This is a genomic window from Planctomycetaceae bacterium (assembly GCA_041398785.1).
Taxonomy (GTDB): Bacteria; Planctomycetota; Planctomycetia; order Planctomycetales; family Planctomycetaceae; genus JAWKUA01.
In genome coordinates this window covers 170,573-189,670 of the sequence record JAWKUA010000007.1, presented here as the reverse complement: position 1 = coordinate 189,670, position 19,098 = coordinate 170,573, and the positions used below count along the sequence as shown (strand labels likewise).

Genomic DNA, 19,098 nt, shown 5'->3' with positions numbered 1-19,098 from the left:
GCCATTCGCAAAACAGCTGCTGCGATTTCGCAGGGCTGCGGTACGGCCGGCAACGAGCGGATACCCCTCCAGCGTCCCTGCTCCCGATTCAATCCAGACTTCACCCTCCTGTGCCTGAGCTGGAGGGTGAAGTCGGTTCGATTCCTCCGGGAAACGCGGGTGTCGGTCCAAATGCGTTTCAGGCCAACTGGGCCGACATAACGTAAGCCGATGGCGGGAGCCACCGGATTGGCACCGGGAGCTTTGTCGAAGCCCCGGAAGCGCGACACAGACTCACGCAGCGTGCATGTGTCCACACGACTTCGCCTCCGCGACATTCGCTTTCCAGTCTGTGTTCAGGGGATCAACCGCCGCGGAAGGCCATGCGGGTTCCCGGTCTCCCAGATGAGCCGCATTTGAACGCCGTCGAGGGAATCTCCCGAATTCCGGGGGAACCCAGATTCGCGAGCAGATCGCGGGGATACCAACGATGGGGAATGAGCGAGTGGAGAATAGGGGATGGGGAATTCGTGCAGATTCCTCCATTCTCAATTCGCTCATTTCCCTATCGTTCTAACGTTCTATTGTTCGAATGGAAAAAAGTCATCTGGACCTGATTCCGGAGTCTGACTACCCTGCCGCTCCCTCCGGCCGCATCGAATTCTCACCGTTTGCGGCCTTCACAGGCTGTTGAAGCAGCCGGTCGAAATAAGTCGTCCGGGAATCGCCCGGTCTGCATCGTCCTTCGCGGAACGACCACGTTCCGGGACTCTGCGCACGAAAGTTGTTTCGATTGGTGCTGTTGTCGGCACGCCGTCAGACCTCTCTTCTCTCGCCAGGGACAACACGGATGTTTTCCTTTCGCCCACGTCGTCTGACGTACCTGTTGTTACTTTCCGCCACGCTGCTGAATGCGGCTTCCGCTGTCGCCAAGGTTGAAGCCGTCAAGGGAAAACGCTATTCCCTGGACAAGGTGCATGGCCCCTGGATGGTTATGGTGGCCAGCCTGCGTGACGTTCCCGAAGACCTTCGCAAGACCGACGGCCTGAGCGCCTGGGAAGCGGCTGACGCGTTGGTCTATGAACTGCGCCTGAAGGGAATTCCGGCCTACACGTTCCTGCAGCAGGAAGAATTCGGCGAACTGCGGTCCGCCGGCTATACCGCCGGGCACTCCACTGGAAAATACATCGCCCGACAGGAATTCATTGCCGTGCTGGCCGGAAACTTTCCGACCGCCGAAGACAAAGACGCACGGATGATCCTGGATTTTGTCAAGAACAGGTTCGAGCCTTCATTCCTGAAAGACAAACGCAACGGAGGCATTCTTCCCAGCACTCCCGGTCGTCGGCGAGCACTCAGCCGGGCGATGATTGTGGCGAATCCGCTGCGGTCATCCGAAGATCTCGGCAACAACACGATCGATCCGGTGGTCAAACAACTGAATTCCGGAATGGAGTACTCACTGCTGAAGAACAAGGGCAAATACACTCTCGTGGTCGCTTCGTTCTCGGGAAGTTCCGTCATGCAGGTCGGCCATGAGACCAACTGGAAGGCGATGAACCACTTTGACGAGTTCTTCGGCGATAGCCTGGACGCCTCAGCCAACGACGCCTGGCAGCTCTGTCAGGCTTTGCGGATGGCAAGGAAGTTCGGTTACGATCAGGACTACGATGCCTGGGTCTACCACGATCGCTTCAAATCTGTCGTCACCATCGGCTCCTTCGACAGCGACAGCGATCCCCGCCTGGTTGCTCTGGCCAGGGAATTTACTTCCAAACCGAAACCGCATCCACAGACGGGCGAAGTCATCGACACGGCCGAAATCTTCTCAATTCCCCGGAACGGCCCCCCGGATAAGTTCTGGGTGTTCGACATCAAGCCCACACTGATGGAAGTTCCCCAGATCCGATAGCCCCGGATGTTCTCCCGTTCGTCACGCAGAACGGGACTCTGCTGAAGCGAATCATGCAGGCACTGTCCGGTGACGCGTATCAAGCTCGGTCCTGCGGTTTTCTCGGGACGTCAACAGTCGCGCGCCGGAGAAAGGACCTCCGCACGGAGTACGCCGCCACAATGGGTACCCTTCCGCTTCGTGAGCAGTTCGGCGTCGCGCGAGACCAGTTGGCAGTATTATACGGGCCGCGGCGGACGCCGATTCTTTTGCTTTTCTTACTCCCGCGAGCCCGAATGTCTCATTCTGCCCCGCCGCGGCATAGGCGAGCGGCAGATGGGCTGTCCCCGCCCGCAAGCGGTTGTGTTCGCTGAGAACCGGGGCAGCGGCGCCTTCGGCTGGCGGTAGATTCTCATCCGCCGCACGCCTTAAGTCGCGATCCGAGCTTTCACCCCGGCACCGGCATTGTCACCAGCGTTCGCCCGGAAGTCGCCGACAGCCCGCCGGTGCCGCGCTGCCGCGAAAGCGGACTCACGTCGCGCTGCTCGCTGGTGCCAAGAGCCGGTTGCATGGTGCATGATCGACCTGCCACGGCTCGCTACCTTCGCGTGCCCCCCAGTGCTCAGCCCGCGCGAGCCGCATCGGCGGACGTGAAAGTCGCGTTCGGCACAGGCAGCGACGCGTTGCCGCAGACGACGGCATTTCTCAGCCGGCCACGGCGCCGAACACAGGTCCCGCAGGCGGCCTGCCGGGAGAATTTGATTGACGTGACGAATTCTTTCGCTACATTGTGCCGGAGTGGCGAATTCGTTCGCCACCGTGGGTGCCCGTTGACAGGAGAATTTCGTGATGGCTCGCCAGGCGTCGAATCAGCCGACAGAGGTGGAACTGCAGATCCTGCGAATTCTGTGGGACCAGGGTCCGTGTATCGCACGACAGGTGCACAACGCTCTGCAGGGATCGAAGCAGACTTCGTATTCGACCACCGTCAAGATGCTGTCGGTGATGCTGGATAAGGGACTGGTGCGACGCGACGAACAGGCGTCGCCACAGGTGTACCGAGCTGCTGTGACGCGCGATTCCGCCGGCAGGAAGCTGGTGAAGGATCTGGTGGACAAGGTCTACGACGGTGCGGCCATGAGTCTCGTGCTGCATGCTCTGAAGTCGGCGAAAGCGTCACCGGAGGAACTGGCGGACGTGCGTCGGCTGCTGGATGAACTGGAGGGGAAGTGAGATGACTTCTCTCGAAACCTTCACAGCGGCCCTGGAACCCACGATCGATCGACTCGGCTGGACGCTGGTTCATTCGCTGTGGCAGTTCGCGGCGATCGCCGTCGTGGCAGGGATTGCGTTGCGACTGCTGAATCGGCAATCCGCTGCGGGGCGGTACCTGACTCTGCTGTCGGCAATGGTGCTGATGATGGCCGCCCCGATCGCGACATGGTTTGTGATTCCGGAAGCCGAATTTGTGGCATCGGTGGAAATACCGATCAGCCCTTCTGAATCGCAGGCACCGCCACTTTCGGTTGAAGACGGAGCGGTCTTTACATCGCCGCCATATTCCGGGGCATCGCCTGAGTTCACCGAACCTGAACCCGCGGCGCAGCCTGCTGTTTCCGCATCTCCAATTCCGTTGGCTCCGACTTCGCAACCGTCGTGGCATGAACGCGCCGCCCGAGTGCTGGAACCGTGGTTGAACATCATCGTCGCGGTGTGGTGCTGCGGAGTGCTGTTGTTTTCCATTCGGCCGGTATGGAGCTGGCTGAATGTGCGGCGGTTGCGGACGGCGGGCACATCACCCGTCTCCGAATCCGTGCAACAGGCATTGCACCGCGTTGCCGAACGGTTGCAGGTGAACCGGCGAGTCAACGTGCTGGCGTCTTCGCTGGTGACGTCGCCGATCGTCGTGGGGTGTTTCCGCAGCGTGGTTCTGCTGCCGGCGAGTTTTCTTGCCAACATTCCGGCGTCGCAACTGGAAGCCATTCTCGCTCACGAACTGGCTCACGTTCGCCGTTACGACTATCTGGTCAACCTGCTGCAGACCCTGGCGGAAACACTGTTTTTCTATCACCCCGCTGTCTGGTGGCTGTCCAGTCGTATTCGCGAAGAACGAGAAAACTGCTGCGACGATCTGGTCGTGGCTGCGCTGGGCAACAAGGTCGAATACGGTCGAGCACTCCTGGCCGTTGAAGAATTCCGATCGGCCGGTGTTCCGTCAGCATTGGTGCTGGGTGCGAAAGGCGGATCACTGCTGAGTCGCGTTCGTCGATTGCTGCCCGAACCGTCTCCCGACGAACAACGAGGCAACGCTGGTCCAGCCGCTTTGGCCGTTGTGCTGACAGGACTGCTCCTCGGCGCACTCTGGGCATCGACGACGGCCGACGCCGACGAATCAACGGCTGACGACGCGGCCGAAACGAAATCTTTCGTGGCGAAAATCAGTGACGACATGTCAGTCGAGTTGCTGGCGATTCATTCACACAGCGATCCTGCCGATATATGGCAGGCCAACGGAACTCGCTTTGCAACGCCGCCGGAGATCCAGAAGTGGCGTGACACGGCAAATCGATTCAACAGCGACGCACGGCATTTGATTTTTCGCTGGAAGGGAGAAGCATTCGCGAGGTGGAACGGTCCGGACAACACTCCCGGCCTGACGTACCGTGTCCCTGGCCTGCGAATGTACCTGATTCCGGACAAATCCGGAGTGGCTCGCGTCATTGCCGAACCTGCAGACGACGGTGATGTGGTTTCCGCGAAAGTCGGCGTCACGGATGTCGATTGGGGTCCGTGGCAGAAAGTCGATGGCAAAGGAATGATCATCGGCCCGGTCGATATTCCGCCTGCCTGCCGCGATGCCTACGAACACATCAAACCGGATCACATGGAAGAACGAGTCGGCTCGTGCCTCTTCTGCTGGTCCGGCCTGGAAGGCTTTGACGACAGGGCTCAGTCACAGCTTGTCGCCGTCACGGCTGACGGCGAACGCCAGGACTACGACGGCCGCACGGCCTGGGACGGCCCGTCCGGCCCCGAAATCGCCGAAGTCTTTAACCTGCCGCTGAACGACATCGATCACTTCGAATTCCGCCTGCGGCCGTATCGTCACTGGGTGACGTTTGAGAACGTGTCATTGCAGCCGGAGAAGAAGTCGAATGTGAAAACTTCTGTGGAATCGATTCCCGTTCCCCCGCCGGACAGCTACGTGGCCGAACTTCTTGACGGGCGTTCCGTGGAACTCGTCGGCATCACAAAGAACACTCGCCCGGCCAGGGAAGGCTGGAAGCCGGATGGGCGCCGGCTTGATGAAAGTGTCGGTGAGTGGCCGAAGGGGTTGACTCTCCATGATGGGAATACGACCAGTCGGCGTGATCCGAAGAGTGTCTCCCTGGACCCAGACGCTCGCGATTTTCTGTTTCGCTTTCGCGGACTGGCATCCCAGCCGTCGCTGAGTTTTGAGTTGCCCACATCCGGCAGCAATTTTTCGCACGACCCGGTCAATGATCCCTACCTGCTGCGCGTTTCCGGCCGACTGCGGGATGAAACGCAGTTTCCTGGAAGCAGTTCTGATTCGTTTGAGGAAGTTGCAAAAGTCGCCGTAACCGACCGCCCTTGGGGCAGATGGTTTCAGGTTTCGGCCGAAAGCGGCGAGGTCCTCAACCCGCTGGCTGACGACGACGCGTACCGCTCTTTCTACGACAGAATTGTCATCAAACACGTAGGAACCATTCCTTATCCCCAGGTTCCTGACGGACCGGCCATGGTGTTGCGGCAGCCGATCAGTCATCAGAAACAATATGACTTCCAGATTCGTGGTTTCGATTCCGACGGCGAGGAATGCTGGATTCTTGGCTGGGAAGGCAGGAGCAACCAGGAAGTCAGCGACAAAACATACCGACTGGGTAAATCACTTCCTGCCGGCCGCACTCTCGAACGCTTCGAATTCCGCCTGCGACCGTACCTGTATCTGGTGACGTTTGAGTACGTGGTCACAGATGGTCCTGCGGATGAACCTTCGGATGTGAAGATCACCGTTGAAACTCTGCACGATATAGACAATGCTGACACCGTCGACGCTGCTCCTGCAGTTCCGAACCGGATCGAACTTCTGGCGACGTTTGCAAAGGAACTTCGAACGGCGGCGCCCGTGGACTGGACCGTCGAACAGAAGGACCGGGCGTTTCGCTTGCTCGGGCCGGAGGCGGAGGACGGTGAAGTGAGGGCTCGCATTTTGATGTGGTTCGATGACGTGTCAATCAATTCCAGCGATCTGGATAAGCGAGACAAGTCGGACATGGACATCGGTTGTCTCGACAACACGCAGATCGGTCGGCTGTACATCACTCGCAATCGTGCGGCTATCGAACTCTGGGAACACGCCTACTCGGCCATTCGAGCCATCCAGCCCGTCGAACATATTGCGTTTGCCGATCTGGATGACCTGCGCAACATTGCCTGGTTTGATGCGGCGTATGTGCGTGACGTGAGCATTGATGCAGCGGGGGATCTTCAATCGGGAACCGGCAGTCCTGTGGGAGCCGGCATCACGGCGAATACAAAGTTTCTTGTGATCGGGCGAGTTCCCGAAGCCACCGAAGAGTCCTCTGCCGCAGAACGAAATGCCGGAGAGAGGTTCAGCGCGAATCTGGAATTACTGAAAGCCGCGGCGGCGAAACACAACGTGGCCGCAATTTCCATCGCTGACTTCGAACGTTACACCGAGCGTCGTCTGAAAGAAGGTCGCGGTTTTTCAACTCGCTGGACCAACGATCCCAACCAGATTCAGCCGCCGGAATTTCTGCTGACCGGTGAACGCCCTCGGTGAGGACTGGCAACAGGAAATCATCCGACTTCATTCTCGGAGGAGTTCATGTTCAGCCACAGATTTCGCAGATTTTCACAGATGACGCGTCCTCGGCTCGCTGTTCCTGGACGGAATTGATCTGTGTGAATCTGTGAAATCTGCGGACAGTTCCTGCGGTGGGAGCGGTGGGTGCGCGGACGCTGGGTTCCCGCCACCCGACTACTCGGGTGCAGGCTGCGCGGGAATGACGGGATGTTGGGGGCGGAAGAAATCTGTGTGAATCTGTGCAAATCAGTGGACAACTTCCTGGGGGACGCGTGAAGAGCTACGCCAGAATTCCTGTGACCACGTGTCCGCCGATGTCGGTCAGCGATTCTTCGCGGCCCTGGTGGAAGTAGGTCAACAGTTCGTGGTCCAGGCCCATCAGGTGCAGGATTGTGGCGTGGATGTCGTGCAGGTGGACTCGGTCAATGACGGCTTCGAAGCCGAATTCGTCGGTTTCGCCGTATCGCAGGCCTCCCTTCACACCGCCGCCGGCGAACCACATGCTGAAGCCGTACGGGTTGTGGTTGCGGCCGGGAGCGTCTCTGCCTTCGCTGAATGGCATGCGGCCGAATTCACCGCCCCAGACGATCAGCGTTTCTTCCAGCAGACCGCGTTGTTCCAGATCCGTCAGCAGAGCGGCGATGGGCTGGTCAACTTCGGCCCCGTGGCGGCCGTGATTTTTTTCGATGCTTTCGTGAGCGTCCCAGGTTTCTTCCAGATGTCCTCCGCCGGAGTACAACTGAATGAAGCGGACGCCCCGTTCGACCAGTCGGCGGGCGATCAGGCAGTTGCGGCCGTACTCATCGGTCGGCTGCCGACCGATGCCGTACATGTCCAGTGTTGACGGAGTTTCCTGGGAAAGACCGACGGCTTCGGGAGCCTGCGACTGCATGCGAAAGGCCAGTTCGTAGGTGTTCATACGAGACGCCAGCTCTGATCCGTCCGGGCGCCGGCTGAGATGTTTCTGATTCAGTTGAGAAAGCAGGTCCAGTTGTTCGCGCTGAACATCGACGGTCACATGTTCGGGGCCCTTCAAATCGAGAATCGGATTCCCCGATGGTCGAAACAGGGTGCCGGAAAATGTCGACGGCATGAAACCGCTGGCCCAGTTCGGCTGCCCGCTGATCGGTCCGCCCCGCTTATCCAGCATGACGACGTAACCGGGAAGGCTCTGGTTTTCGGTACCCAGTCCATAGACGCACCAGCTTCCCAGCGACGGCCGGCCGATGAACGTCTTGCCGGTGTTCATGGCGACCAGTGCGGATCCGTGAGCGTGGCTGTCGGTATGACACGAATTGATCACCGCCAGTTTGTCGGCATGTTTTCGAACGTTCGGGAAGTAATCGGAAATCAGCAGACCGCTTTCGCCGCCGGGCAGAAATCGTCTCCAGTTCGGCGTCAGGTATCCGACCTTTCGGCCACCGGAATTGATGTAGTTCTTGCCTTCCGGAAGCTGCCGGCCGGCGTATTTGATGAGTTCCGGTTTGAAGTCAAACGTATCGACCTGACTGGGAGCACCATTCATCATCAGAAAGATGCACGCTTTCGCCTTAGCGGAAAATCCGGATGGCTGCGGAGTCAGCGGATTCAGCGAAGCGGTTTCCGCCGCAGCGGCGCTGCGGTGGAAGAAACCATCACCGGCCAGCAGACCTGTGATCGCGGTTCCGGCGAATCCGGCTCCCATGTTCCAGACGGCTTCGCGTCGCGACTGACCACAGGGGAATTGTTGTGAGGGGAAATGTCGTGTCATGGCCGGTCCCTTTGCACGTGTGTCCGCGGCGGCGCGATTGCGCGCACGCCGCGGCTCACTTCGTCACTCGTTCCTGTATTTCAGCGACTTCACGGGACGGAAGCCACTGAAGTCCGGCTGCGCCGCGGTACTCAGGCGGGGCACGGCAGCAGGCTGCGAAATTCCAGGCCGAGTTCCGGGCAGGAGATTTCAACGCACCGTCCTGCACTTTCGCTGCGGTCCGCCAGGCTGACGATCTTCATTGTGAAGTCCGGCACGTCGCCGAGTCGACCGACGGTTTCCGCAAGGCGATCGACGACGCGGCTGCGCATGAACCTGCGAAGAGCGACACCGCGTTCCACGCGAGACAGCAGTTCATTCGCGGAGATGCCTTTGGGAATGAACTCCATCGCGTGCCGCTGACTGCCGAGTTCGCGTTCTCCGTCGCCGGCTCCCGACAGCATAAATCTCAGCGTGTCGGGGTGGTCTTCGGCAATGCGGCTCAGCAGCGCGTCGCCTCGAAGTCCGGGCATATTCAGATCCGTCACAACAACATCGACGGCTTCGCGGTCCATCAGTTCCAGAGCCTGCTGGCCGGATGACGCGAATCGCAGCTCCCATTCCGGCCTGCTGCGGTGAGTGGAGCGTCGCAGAGCATTCAGCCATGCCGGGTCGTCATCGATGAACAGGATTCGTAGCAGATCATTCATGTCCGGTAGTCCCCCTTTCATTGAACGCACAATCGGAACAATCGGAATTCCGCCGGGGCCGGCCGCAGACAGCGAGGGAATCGCTGACACAGAAACGTAGGCCACCAAACAGTCACGTGAGTCAGAAAAGTCACGTCAGTCACAAATTCCACGAAGATCGGATTTGACAGGAAAGTTCCGTGAGCCAGGTTGAAGGTGTGCGGCAGCGAACTCTCCGCTGCGGCGGGCCGGGAAGAATGAGAGGTTGTCCCGGCAGGTTCTGAAGCGTCGAATCGATCAGGGGAATGACATGAATGCCAGGAACGTGCTGACCAGTGGCGAAGTGGCCAAGTTGTGCAACGTCAACTTTCGAACCGTCCTGCGATGGATCGAACGCGGAGCACTGCCCGCTTACAAGCTGCCGGGACGCGGAGACAACCGGATTCGAACTCAGGACTTCCTGGATTTTCTGGCGTCGCACCAGATGCCGGTCCCCGAACAATTCCGGCCGAACAGCAAGCGGATTCTGGTTGTTGACGACGAAGCACACATGGCTCGCAGCATCCGCCGGGTGCTCAAGAATGAAGGCTATGACGTCAAAACGGCGGAAGACGGATTTCGCGCCGGCACGCTGCTGGGCACGTTCGCTCCGGCATTAGTCACGCTGGACCTGCAGATGCCGGGGCTGAGCGGCTTTGACGTGATGTCCTTTATTCGACAGACACCCGGCCTGGAACAGGTGCGGATTGTGGTGATCTCCGGGCTGGATTCCCGAAGACTGGAGCGGGCACTGGAAGATGGTGCCGACGCCGTACTGCCGAAGCCCTTCGACAATGCGGAACTGATTGAAATCGTGAATCACCTGGTGGACTCGCACAATTCCGCACGCGCCGTGGAATGTGCCTGACGCTTCGTAACGAAAGGGGCACGCGTCATGAAGGGCATTGCGTTTACGCTGCTGAACGAACTTGTGGAACAGAAATTCGGCATGGAAGTCTGGGATTCGCTGCTGGAAAGCACCGGTCAGGACGGCGTGTTTACCGCGGCCGCCAGTTATCCGGATCAGGCGATTCTGAATCTGGTCGCGGCGCTGTCACAGCATTCCGGGATCGCGGCGGAGGATCTGGTGCGGGCATTCGGCGAATTCATGTTCACCGGATTCGCTCAGCAGTACCCGTCCTTTTTTCCCGACGGCATCTCCGCACGCGAACTGCTGAAATCCGTCGACGGCATTATTCACGTGGAAGTCAAGAAGCTGTTTCCCGACGCGCTGCTGCCGCGATTCGAATACGAGGAACCGTCCGCCGACCGGCTGGTGATGATCTACCGTTCGGAACGACAACTGTGTGCTCTGGCAGAAGGACTGATCAACGGAGCCGCCGCGTGGTTCGGCGAACCGATTCAGCACTCGCAGACAAAGTGTACTCACCGCGGCGACGACCATTGCCGCTTTGAACTGACATTCGGAGGCCGCCATGACCGTGACTGAAATCCTGCCAGCGCAGATTGATCCCGGCGTGCTGATGCGCACCGTGGAACGAGAACGGAAGGCTCGCCGCATCGCCGAGCAGCTTCTGGAAGACAAGGCCCGCGAACTGTATCTGGCCCGCGAAGAAGTTCGCGAACAATACAATTCGCTGAAGCAGACGCAGGGACAGCTTGTCCATTCCGAAAAGATGGCGTCGGTCGGCCAGTTGGCGGCCGGAGTGGCCCATGAGATCAACAATCCCATCGGGTTCGTCACCAGCAACGTCCAGACTCTGACCGACTATGTCGACGTTTTTTCGAGTCTGATTTCCCTGTCTTCGGAACTGGTCACCGCCGTTCGAAACAGCGACGCGACTGCTGCGCTGCGGCTGGCGGATCAGATCGACGAACTGCGAAGACGTGAAGATGTCGACGACATTCTGGACGACACAACGGACCTGCTGCAGGAATCGCTGGACGGGCTGGTTCGTGTGCGGGAGATCGTGCAGAACCTGAAAAGCTTTGTTCATCTGGACAATGCCGAAGAACAACTGGCGGACGTGAATGACGGCATCGACGCGACTCTGAAGATTGTCTGGAACGAACTGAAATACAAATGCCGCGTCGAAAAGAATTACGGCGATCTGCCGAAGATTCGCTGCTTTGCCGGTGAATTGAATCAGGTGTTCCTGAATCTGCTGGTGAACGCCGCGCAGGCGATTGAAGACAGCGGCGTGATTACGATCGCCACCGAAGCCACCGAAAGAGAAGTGCTGGTCAGGATTTCAGACACCGGGCGAGGGATTGCTCAGGAGCACCTTAACCAACTGTTCGACCCCTTCTTCACCACCAAACCAGTCGGCCAGGGAACCGGCCTGGGGCTGTCGGTTTCGTACGGAATTGTGCAAAAGCATCGCGGGACGATTTGCGTCGACAGCACTGTTGGTCAGGGAACCACGTTTACCGTCCGGCTGCCGATCGACGGCAGTGAAACCGGCGGTCACAACTGAAGCCGCCGACATTTGCCGTCTTTCAGCGAATCGAATTCCGCCTGACGCCCAACCGGGAGCCATCAACGCCAATGAATCAAAAGACCGTTCTGTGCGTCGACGACGAAGTCAACGTTCTGAAAGCTCTGAAGCGACTGCTGCGCCGGGAACCGTTTCGGCTGCTGACTGCGGAAAGCGGTCCGGCCGCTCTGGAAATTCTGAACTCCGAAGAAGTTCACCTGATCGTGTCCGACTTTCGCATGCCCGGCATGACGGGAACTGAGCTGCTGTCGGAAGTTGCCGTGCGGTCGCCGGAAACCGTGCGAGTCGTGCTGTCCGGTTACGCGGACGCGGCGTCGATTGTCGAAGCCATCAACAAGGGGCACATCTTCCGGTTTCTGGCAAAGCCGTGGAACGACGACGACCTGCGCGCGAACCTGAAGGTCTGCCTGGAACAGCATTCGATGATCGTTCGCCATCGGGAGTTGACGGAGGAACTGGCTCAGCGCAACGCGGAACTTCGCAGCCTTTCGGAACGCCAGCAGGCATTGATTGAAGAGCGCACGCGGTCGCTTCAGATGGCTCAGGAAATTGTTCAGGTACTGCCGCAACCGCTGATCGGTGTCAGTCGCGACAGTATCGTTGCTTTGTCCAACCGACAGGCGGACGAACTGCTGGAGTCTCCCGTGGGCTACGAGATCGATGAGGTTTTCCCTCCGGAACTGGCGAGAACCATCCGCCGTTCACTGCGAGATGTCGCGGACGGAACGGAATCGGAAACCGTCCGCATCGGCGACACAGAATTCGCAGCGACTGTCATCACACTTCGTCAGGGCGGCTCCGTACGGGGCAGCCTGGTACTACTGGAGGCCGTGCCATGCGCAGTCTGAACATGACCAGCGTTCTGGAAATGATCCGGGGGCTTCCCGCGCTGCCTGAAACGCACGTGCAGGTGATGCAGCTGTCGAGCGACCCGACCAGCAGCGTCGCGGAGATCGCTCGTGTCATCAACACCGACGCAGCGCTGGCCGCCAGGGTGCTGAAAGTCGCCAACACACCCTTCTATGGAATGAACGGTCGCATCGAAACTGTCTCGCGAGCGGTCGTGATTCTCGGATCGCGCACGGTGTACAGTCTGGTGCTGGGCGCCGGCATTGTGGAAGTTCTGAACAGCGAAGATCCGCGCACGGAATGCGGCATCGATGTCTGGCAACATTGTCTGCAGACCGCGATCGCCGCGCGAACTCTGGCGGAACACAACGGAACGCTGGACGCTGATTTCGCGTTTACCGGCGGGCTGCTGCACGACATGGGAAAACTTGTGCTGGCGTCGATGTTCCCGGAAGGGTACCGCAGTGTGCTGGAAGAACATTCCGCCACCAGCGTGCCTCTACAACTGCTGGAACAGCAACTGTTTGGCATCGACCACGCTCGCGCGGGAGGCGTGCTGTGCCGAACCTGGAACCTTCCGCAGACGCTGCGAGTGATCGTGGAGAACCACCACTGCGACGACAGCGTACAGTCTGTGGCTTCGGCAGTCGCGAACGGCAACGTTCTGGCGCGACTGGTCGCTCCTCGCGCCAGCGGAGAAGTGTTCGTGTCCGCTGCGGAACTGGCGCGACTGTTCAGCAGGCAGAATCGGGCCGAACTTCTGCGCCGGCTGGTCGTGTCGCAGTCGATGCAGCCTCCGGTGCTGAACGAAAATTCGCAGCGCTGTGACAGTGTTGTGATCGATGTCAGTGATCCGGACGTGCGCGAAGCTGTCAGGCTGGTGGCTCTGGCGTGCGGACACACACCGCTGAATCGCGATGACGCGGCCGATGCGGATCTTGTGATTTCGGAAACCGGTACACTCGATGAAGCACGGCCTGCATCGGAGTTGCGCCACATTTCTCTGTCGACCTGCCTGAGCGACGCCGGCGGCGTGACGGCTCTGAATATCGCCGCGCTGCACCGTGCGTTTCTGTTCACGACCGGACCGGCGCTCAGACCGGCAGCAACACCGGTTGCGGATCCGGCCCGGCCCGCATCAGGAAAACTCCAGCACAACACCGGCTGCGACAACGGTTACCACAACGGCTTTGACGAACACATCTCCGGTGTCAGTCCGATTCTGAAAACGGTTCCGGCGGAACGATAATTCACCATCATCGAATCACGGACGATTCTTCAGCAGTCGCCCCTCGTCAACTGTCAGCGGCGCGGAATGCTTCCGCATCGCGTCCCGAGTTCGGATGTTTCGAACCGGGAAACCACGGACATCGAGGAGACCGGCCATGTGGATTCCGAAGATTCTTTTCGTCGACGACGAACCGAACATCGTACGAGCGTGCAAACGCGTCCTGCGGAACACGGACAGCGAAGTCTTCATCACGACGACCGCCGGTGAGGCTCTGGAACTAGCGAAGGAACACGAATTCGCGGTTGTGGTTTCCGATCAGCGAATGCCGGGCATGGAAGGCACAGACCTGCTGGAACAGATCCGCCGCATCCAGCCCGATGCCGTGCGAATCATTCTGACAGGTTACGCCGACATGTCCGCCGCGGTCGACGCCATCAACCGCGGCGCCGTGTATCGGTTTCTGATGAAGCCGTGGGACGACGAACAGCTCCGTTCGACAATCTCGCACGCCGTGGCCCAGTTTGCTTTGATTGAAGAAAACCGGCGGCTGCACGTGCTGTCCGAAGCGCAGAACGAACAGCTTCGCGAGTTGAATGAAGGGCTGGAACGTCGCGTCGCCGAACGCACCTCGCAGGTCATCGAACTCAGCGGACGGCTGGATCAGACGCTGAAAGGCGCACTGAACGTGCTGGCTCAGCTTGTCGAAATCAGCAGTTCCACCATCGGAAATCACTCACGCCGCGTCGCCGATCTTTCGCTTCGAATCGGCCGCGAACTGTCGCTGTGTGACGACGAACTTCGCCAACTGGAAGCCGCCGCGCTGTTCCATGACATCGGCAAACTTCATCTGCCGGGGGCCGTGCTGAGAAAACCGCGCAACCAGCTTTCCAAAGAAGAACTGGCCACTCTGCAGCGACACGCCACTGACGGCGAAGCCATCGTGAAGGCAATTCCGTTTCTGGATGACGCCGCGGCTTTTGTCCGTCATCACCACGAACGCTTTGACGGAACCGGCTACCCGGACCGGCTCAGCGGCAACACCATTCCGCTGGGCGCCAGAATCATCGCCGTGGCGGACGCGTTCGATAAACAACTGAACGAAAAGGTCACCTACAGGGACCGCACGGTTACCAGTGTCATCGCCGACGTAAAGCGCCGCGCGCCGGAATGGTACGACCCGACGATCGTTGCGGTTCTGGCCAGGTGTGTTGGCGATTCCGAATCCGCCGGATGCGAACTGGAACGTGTTCTGGAAGTCAATGCGGACGACCTGGTCCCCGGCATGGTGCTCGCACAGGATCTTCTGACCGATTCCGGTGCGCTGCTGCTGAGCCGCGATACGGAACTGTCCAACGAGAGTCTCCGTCGCCTGAAATCGATGACGGCGCTGTCACTGAAATGCGGTGTCAAAGTGTACCGAACAATTCAGCCTGCGGACCAGGAAACCAATGTGCGAAACAGATCGGCAACCGTCGGCACGCTGGTTTCGGGAATGGTGTAGTGCTGTGTCAGCCGAGTAGTGATGGATTGAACGGGCGCTGTCAATCGGCGCGATTCGGGAGGGTGAGGCTCCCGTCGAGCCGCTTGTGCCACAGGACATCCGTTGCGGCAGCGGCCTGGCGGGAGTCTCACCCTCCCAAACGTTCGAACGCACACCTGCACTCTGCCATGACGCCCGACAGACCAGGCGTGCCTGGCCAGCAGGGAATTGAGGAATTGTGTGGCGCTGGCTGAGCCGGTGCGTCGGCGCTGCGGCAACCACTGGCACAGCCCGTGCCACACAGCAGGACACGTTGCCCAGAGCATTCGTTGCACCGGATGGCGGTCGTGCAACGTTCGCAGGATTCCAGTTCGCAGTTCGGTAATCCCGTCACCGCCCGGCGGTAGCACGCAAATGAGGTGTTCGTGGTAGATCGGCACTTCCGGCGAGCGGCACTACCGGCGAGCGGCACTACCGGCGAGCGGCACTACCGGCGAGCGGCGCGGGCGGCGGGCGGCGCGACCTGCGCTCACGGAGCAGATTCCAGGAATCGATTCGTGAAACAGTCTGCTGCCTTCACGCTGCCCGCTTCGACAACCTGCACGGCTTCGATTTGTTCGACCAGTTGCTGCCAGCGTTCTGTGGTCATGCTGCCGAAGACCTCACCATCGGCCGTCCGGCAAAGCGGCCGCAGCGAATCGACGGCGTATTGCAGGGCTTCGATCGAAATCTCTTTGTTCTCCAAATTCAGACGCTGGTTCGTCGCTTCGGGAGATTCCAGATACTGCTGCCAGCCCTGCTGACAGGCGATGACCAGATCGCGGACCAGTTCCGGCTTCGCATTGATTACGTCTTCGGTGGTCACCAGCAGGCTGGCATACGGGTTGAAGCCGATTTCCGACAACATCAGAACTTTGGGATCCCCGCCCTTTTCTCGTGCAACGAACGGTTCGCTGAACACGTAACCCTGCTGAGCGAAGTCCGGCTTGAGCAGGAATTCGCCGACCAGTCCGTTGTAGGGAATCATGGTCACACCGGTCAGCGGAAGCTGTTTTTTCATCCACAATGCGAAGGGTCGCGCTTCACTGATCGCCAGCTCGACGTTCTTCAGTTCCTGCAGCGATGAAATCCCGGACGATTCATGAACCATGATGCAGCGCGGTGTCTGTTGAATCGGAGCCAGCACGGCAACGATCGGAACGCCTCGTCCGCGCGCGGTGACAACCTGGTCGGCCGTGGACACGGCGAATTCAATGCGGCCGGCGGCAAGTTCCTGAATCACCAGGTTCGGCGCCGTGGAGCCGCCGGGAATGATTTCGACGGCCAGTTTTCGGTCCTGGAACAATCCCAGTCCATCGGCCGCGACAAATCCGCCGTGTTCCGCTTCCGGGTACCAGTTCAGCGCGAGCGTCGTCTGCCGCGTGCCGTCCTGCGAATTCGCCGACGGACTTTTCTGGTCGCATCCCGTGGCGAACAGCAGCGTTGTCAGCAGAAGGAAAGCAGAGAACGGAATACGTCGTTCGGGGAAATCGGAATAGCAGGACATAATGCCGAAGATCCGGAGTTGAGAGATCTGGCGAATGGGAGACACAGAGTCAGAACCCGTAACAAAAAAGCGGTTGTTGAATCGGATGGGATTCAACAACCGCCTGTCATCGAAAACTCAGCAGTCAGTACCGGCTTCCCGGCCCATATTAGGCGATCGGCAGATAAGAGTTTACCAGTGCAGAGCGGCAACTGCTTTACCCTCCCGTTTGAACGGGAGGGTCGCCGATCGAATGCCGTTCAGGCGTTCGATCGCGGGGAGGGCTGGGCACAGGGCACTCCCGTTGCGCGGCCGACCCTCCCCTCGATTGATCGGCTAAACGCCGATCATCCCCGACCCTCCCGCGGTCGGGAGGGTATATTCTCATCTGCCGCAGGCCTTATTCGGAATCCTCATCGGACTGTTCCGAACTATCGGCGTCGGTGTCAGAACCAGGCGTGGACATACTGAACAGCGGGCCGGCTCCGGAACCGGTGCCACCCTTGAGTTCTTCCCGCTGCCTTGGTGCGGCGGCTTCTGTTTCACCGGCGGCTTCGGCCGCGGCGGCTTCCTTGATTTCCTCATCAGAACGACAGCTCAGGCCGATCTTTCGATCCGCAGTGTCGACTCGCAGGATGCGGACTTCCAGCATGTCGCCGACGTTTACCATGCTTTCCGGATGTTCGACTTTGTGGTCGGCAAGTTCGGAAACGTGCAGCAGGCCTTCCAGTTCGGTTTCCAGCTCGACGAACACGCCGAAGTTGGTGATCTTGGTGACCTTCCCGGTGACGGTTTTTCCGGGAGCGTACTTTTCGGGAATGGTCGTTTCCCAGGGATCGTTGTCCAGTTGCTTCAGACCCAGCGCGATTCGGCGCCGGTCTTCATCGACGGACAGAATCTGGCATTCGACCTCGTCGCCCTTCTTCAGCATTTCGTTGGAGTGGGAGATCTTTCGGGTCCACGACATGTCGCTGATGTGCAGCAGTCCGTCGACACCTTCTTCCAGTTCCACAAAAGCGCCGTAGTTGGTGAGGTTGCGGACGGTGCCTTTGACCTTTGCTCCCACCGGGTACTTTTCGGAAACATTGTCCCAGGGATTGGCCTGGGTCTGCTTCATTCCCAGCGAGATTTCCTGCTTGTCCTCATTGATGCCCAGCACCATGACTTCGACTTCGTCGCCGATGCTGACCAGTTCGCTGGGATGATTGACGCGGCGCGTCCACGACATTTCGCTGATGTGGACGAGCCCTTCGATGCCGTCTTCCAGCTTGACGAAGGCACCATAGGACAGGACGTTGACCACTTCGCCGGTGATGCGAGTGCCAACGGGGTACTTTTCGCTGATGTTTTCCCAGGGACTGGCGCTCTTTTGTTTCAGACCCAGAGCGATCTTTTCCTTGTCGTAGTCGATGTTCAGAATCATGACTTCGATTTCGTCGTCGATCTTCACCATTTCCGTGGGGTGATTGATGCGTCCCCAGCTCATGTCGGTGATGTGCAGCAGACCGTCGATGCCGCCCAGATCGACAAACGCACCAAAGTCGGCGATGTTCTTGACCGTCCCCTTGCGCAGGTCGCCGATGTTGATTTTTTCCAGAAGCTCCTTCTTCATCTTTTCGCGGGCTTCTTCGATCAGACGGCGTCGCGACACGACGATATTGCGCCGCTGTTCGTCGATCTTCAGGATCATGCATTCGATGTCCTGACCGATGTAGTCCGCGATGTCAGACGGTCGCCGCACGTCCACCTGGCTGGCCGGCAGAAACACGTTGACGCCGATATTCACCAGCAGGCCGCCCTTGATCTTGCGCACGACGGGGCCTTTGACAACGTCGCCTTCGTTGTGCGTGGAGATGACCTTTTCCCATTCCCGGACGCGGTCCGCTTTCCGCTTCGACAGGACGATCAGGCCGATGGAATCCTCGAATTCCTCCAGCAGCACTTCGATTTTCTGGCCGGGTTTCGGCTGCTCGTCACCTGGTTCCCATTCGTCCCGCTGAACAACGCCTTCACTCTTGTACCCGATGTCCACCATGACTTCTTCGTCGTCAACTTTGACGATCGTGCCCATCATGATTTCGTTGATGTCGTAGGTCTGGGCTTCCGTTTCGTACATCGCGGCTTCGTCAAGAAAGCCGGAATCGTCGGTCGGGAAAAGTGAATCAAGTTCCTGTTCGTCTACGGAAAACTCACGGAGAAGGTTACGATCAACCATTATTGAAACCACCTGAAACTGCCGCCTGAGCCACACGGTGCCGACTCAGAACGAGCGTAAAAAGGGCCACGACCGGGACCAGGAACGACACGCTGCCATTCGCACGAAGGGGGAGTCACCAGTTCAGGACGCGGCGTTATATCGGCGACCCGCGAAAAAGTCC

14 protein-coding genes are annotated in these 19,098 nt (G+C 59.2%); 9 read left to right on the top strand and 5 right to left on the bottom strand.

Annotation, left to right across the window (positions count from 1 at the left end; genetic code table 11):
- The first annotated feature begins 829 nt into the window (after positions 1–829).
- Positions 830–1,891, top strand: coding sequence for a hypothetical protein (locus R3C19_10570; protein ID MEZ6060797.1), 1,062 nt, complete (start codon positions 830–832; stop codon positions 1,889–1,891).
- 427 nt (positions 1,892–2,318) lie between these two features.
- Here the strand turns inward: R3C19_10570 and R3C19_10565 are convergent, their stop codons facing one another.
- Positions 2,319–2,441 (bottom strand): hypothetical protein, encoded by a 123-nt coding sequence (locus R3C19_10565; GenBank protein MEZ6060796.1) that lies wholly within the window; start codon positions 2,439–2,441, stop codon positions 2,319–2,321.
- A gap of 278 nt (positions 2,442–2,719) precedes the next feature.
- Between R3C19_10565 and R3C19_10560 the strand changes: the two genes are divergently transcribed.
- Together R3C19_10560 and R3C19_10555 are read left to right on the top strand one after the other, a co-directional pair.
- Complete coding sequence (locus R3C19_10560; protein ID MEZ6060795.1) at positions 2,720–3,103, top strand: BlaI/MecI/CopY family transcriptional regulator; 384 nt, start codon at positions 2,720–2,722, stop codon at positions 3,101–3,103.
- Position 3,104: 1 nt separating this feature from the next.
- The gene (locus R3C19_10555; GenBank protein MEZ6060794.1) at positions 3,105–6,695 is read left to right on the top strand and encodes a M56 family metallopeptidase; all 3,591 of its coding nucleotides are present in this window, start codon (positions 3,105–3,107) and stop codon (positions 6,693–6,695) included.
- A 304-nt stretch (positions 6,696–6,999) separates the two neighbouring features.
- On the opposite strand, the gene R3C19_10550 is transcribed toward R3C19_10555, so the two are convergent.
- Together R3C19_10550 and R3C19_10545 are read right to left on the bottom strand one after the other, a co-directional pair.
- Positions 7,000–8,469: a DUF1501 domain-containing protein gene (locus R3C19_10550; GenBank protein MEZ6060793.1), complete on the bottom strand. Its 1,470-nt coding sequence runs from the start codon at positions 8,467–8,469 to the stop codon at positions 7,000–7,002.
- A gap of 131 nt (positions 8,470–8,600) precedes the next feature.
- Complete coding sequence (locus R3C19_10545; protein ID MEZ6060792.1) at positions 8,601–9,158, bottom strand: response regulator; 558 nt, start codon at positions 9,156–9,158, stop codon at positions 8,601–8,603.
- Between the two features lie 289 nt (positions 9,159–9,447).
- Between R3C19_10545 and R3C19_10540 the strand changes: the two genes are divergently transcribed.
- The 6 genes from R3C19_10540 to R3C19_10515 all read left to right on the top strand — a co-directional run bounded on the left by R3C19_10540 (position 9,448) and on the right by R3C19_10515 (position 15,216).
- A complete protein-coding gene (locus tag R3C19_10540; protein MEZ6060791.1) occupies positions 9,448–10,044 on the top strand; it encodes a response regulator in 597 nt (198 codons plus the stop codon).
- A 27-nt stretch (positions 10,045–10,071) separates the two neighbouring features.
- The gene (locus R3C19_10535; protein MEZ6060790.1) at positions 10,072–10,626 is read left to right on the top strand and encodes a heme NO-binding domain-containing protein; all 555 of its coding nucleotides are present in this window, start codon (positions 10,072–10,074) and stop codon (positions 10,624–10,626) included.
- The gene (locus tag R3C19_10530; GenBank protein MEZ6060789.1) at positions 10,613–11,614 is read left to right on the top strand and encodes an ATP-binding protein; all 1,002 of its coding nucleotides are present in this window, start codon (positions 10,613–10,615) and stop codon (positions 11,612–11,614) included. The genes R3C19_10535 and R3C19_10530 overlap by 14 nt, the downstream gene beginning before the upstream one ends.
- Positions 11,615–11,685: 71 nt before the next feature.
- Positions 11,686–12,483 (top strand): response regulator, encoded by a 798-nt coding sequence (locus tag R3C19_10525; protein ID MEZ6060788.1) that lies wholly within the window; start codon positions 11,686–11,688, stop codon positions 12,481–12,483.
- Positions 12,471–13,733, top strand: a complete 1,263-nt coding sequence (locus R3C19_10520) for an HDOD domain-containing protein (protein MEZ6060787.1) — start codon at positions 12,471–12,473, stop codon at positions 13,731–13,733. Before R3C19_10525 ends, R3C19_10520 begins: the two co-directional genes overlap by 13 nt.
- A 136-nt stretch (positions 13,734–13,869) precedes the next feature.
- The gene (locus tag R3C19_10515) at positions 13,870–15,216 is read left to right on the top strand and encodes a response regulator (protein ID MEZ6060786.1); all 1,347 of its coding nucleotides are present in this window, start codon (positions 13,870–13,872) and stop codon (positions 15,214–15,216) included.
- Positions 15,217–15,724: 508 nt separating this feature from the next.
- Here the strand turns inward: R3C19_10515 and R3C19_10510 are convergent.
- Complete coding sequence (locus tag R3C19_10510; protein MEZ6060785.1) at positions 15,725–16,786, bottom strand: ABC transporter substrate-binding protein; 1,062 nt, start codon at positions 16,784–16,786, stop codon at positions 15,725–15,727.
- A 334-nt stretch (positions 16,787–17,120) separates the two neighbouring features.
- Complete coding sequence (locus R3C19_10505) at positions 17,121–18,935, bottom strand: 30S ribosomal protein S1 (protein ID MEZ6060784.1); 1,815 nt, start codon at positions 18,933–18,935, stop codon at positions 17,121–17,123.
- Between the last annotated feature and the right edge of the window lie 163 nt (positions 18,936–19,098).

Coding starts and splice junctions, on each gene's coding strand:
- R3C19_10535 (MEZ6060790.1), top strand. CDS start 10,072: ATGAAGGGCATTGCGTTTACGCTGCTGAACGAACTTGTGGAACAGAAA.
- R3C19_10530 (MEZ6060789.1), top strand. CDS start 10,613: ATGACCGTGACTGAAATCCTGCCAGCGCAGATTGATCCCGGCGTGCTG.
- R3C19_10515 (MEZ6060786.1), top strand. CDS start 13,870: ATGTGGATTCCGAAGATTCTTTTCGTCGACGACGAACCGAACATCGTA.
- R3C19_10555 (MEZ6060794.1), top strand. CDS start 3,105: ATGACTTCTCTCGAAACCTTCACAGCGGCCCTGGAACCCACGATCGAT.
- R3C19_10570 (MEZ6060797.1), top strand. CDS start 830: ATGTTTTCCTTTCGCCCACGTCGTCTGACGTACCTGTTGTTACTTTCC.
- R3C19_10565 (MEZ6060796.1), bottom strand. CDS start 2,441: ATGCAACCGGCTCTTGGCACCAGCGAGCAGCGCGACGTGAGTCCGCTT.
- R3C19_10540 (MEZ6060791.1), top strand. CDS start 9,448: ATGAATGCCAGGAACGTGCTGACCAGTGGCGAAGTGGCCAAGTTGTGC.
- R3C19_10525 (MEZ6060788.1), top strand. CDS start 11,686: ATGAATCAAAAGACCGTTCTGTGCGTCGACGACGAAGTCAACGTTCTG.
- R3C19_10560 (MEZ6060795.1), top strand. CDS start 2,720: ATGGCTCGCCAGGCGTCGAATCAGCCGACAGAGGTGGAACTGCAGATC.
- R3C19_10520 (MEZ6060787.1), top strand. CDS start 12,471: ATGCGCAGTCTGAACATGACCAGCGTTCTGGAAATGATCCGGGGGCTT.
- R3C19_10505 (MEZ6060784.1), bottom strand. CDS start 18,935: ATGGTTGATCGTAACCTTCTCCGTGAGTTTTCCGTAGACGAACAGGAA.
- R3C19_10545 (MEZ6060792.1), bottom strand. CDS start 9,158: ATGAATGATCTGCTACGAATCCTGTTCATCGATGACGACCCGGCATGG.
- R3C19_10550 (MEZ6060793.1), bottom strand. CDS start 8,469: ATGACACGACATTTCCCCTCACAACAATTCCCCTGTGGTCAGTCGCGA.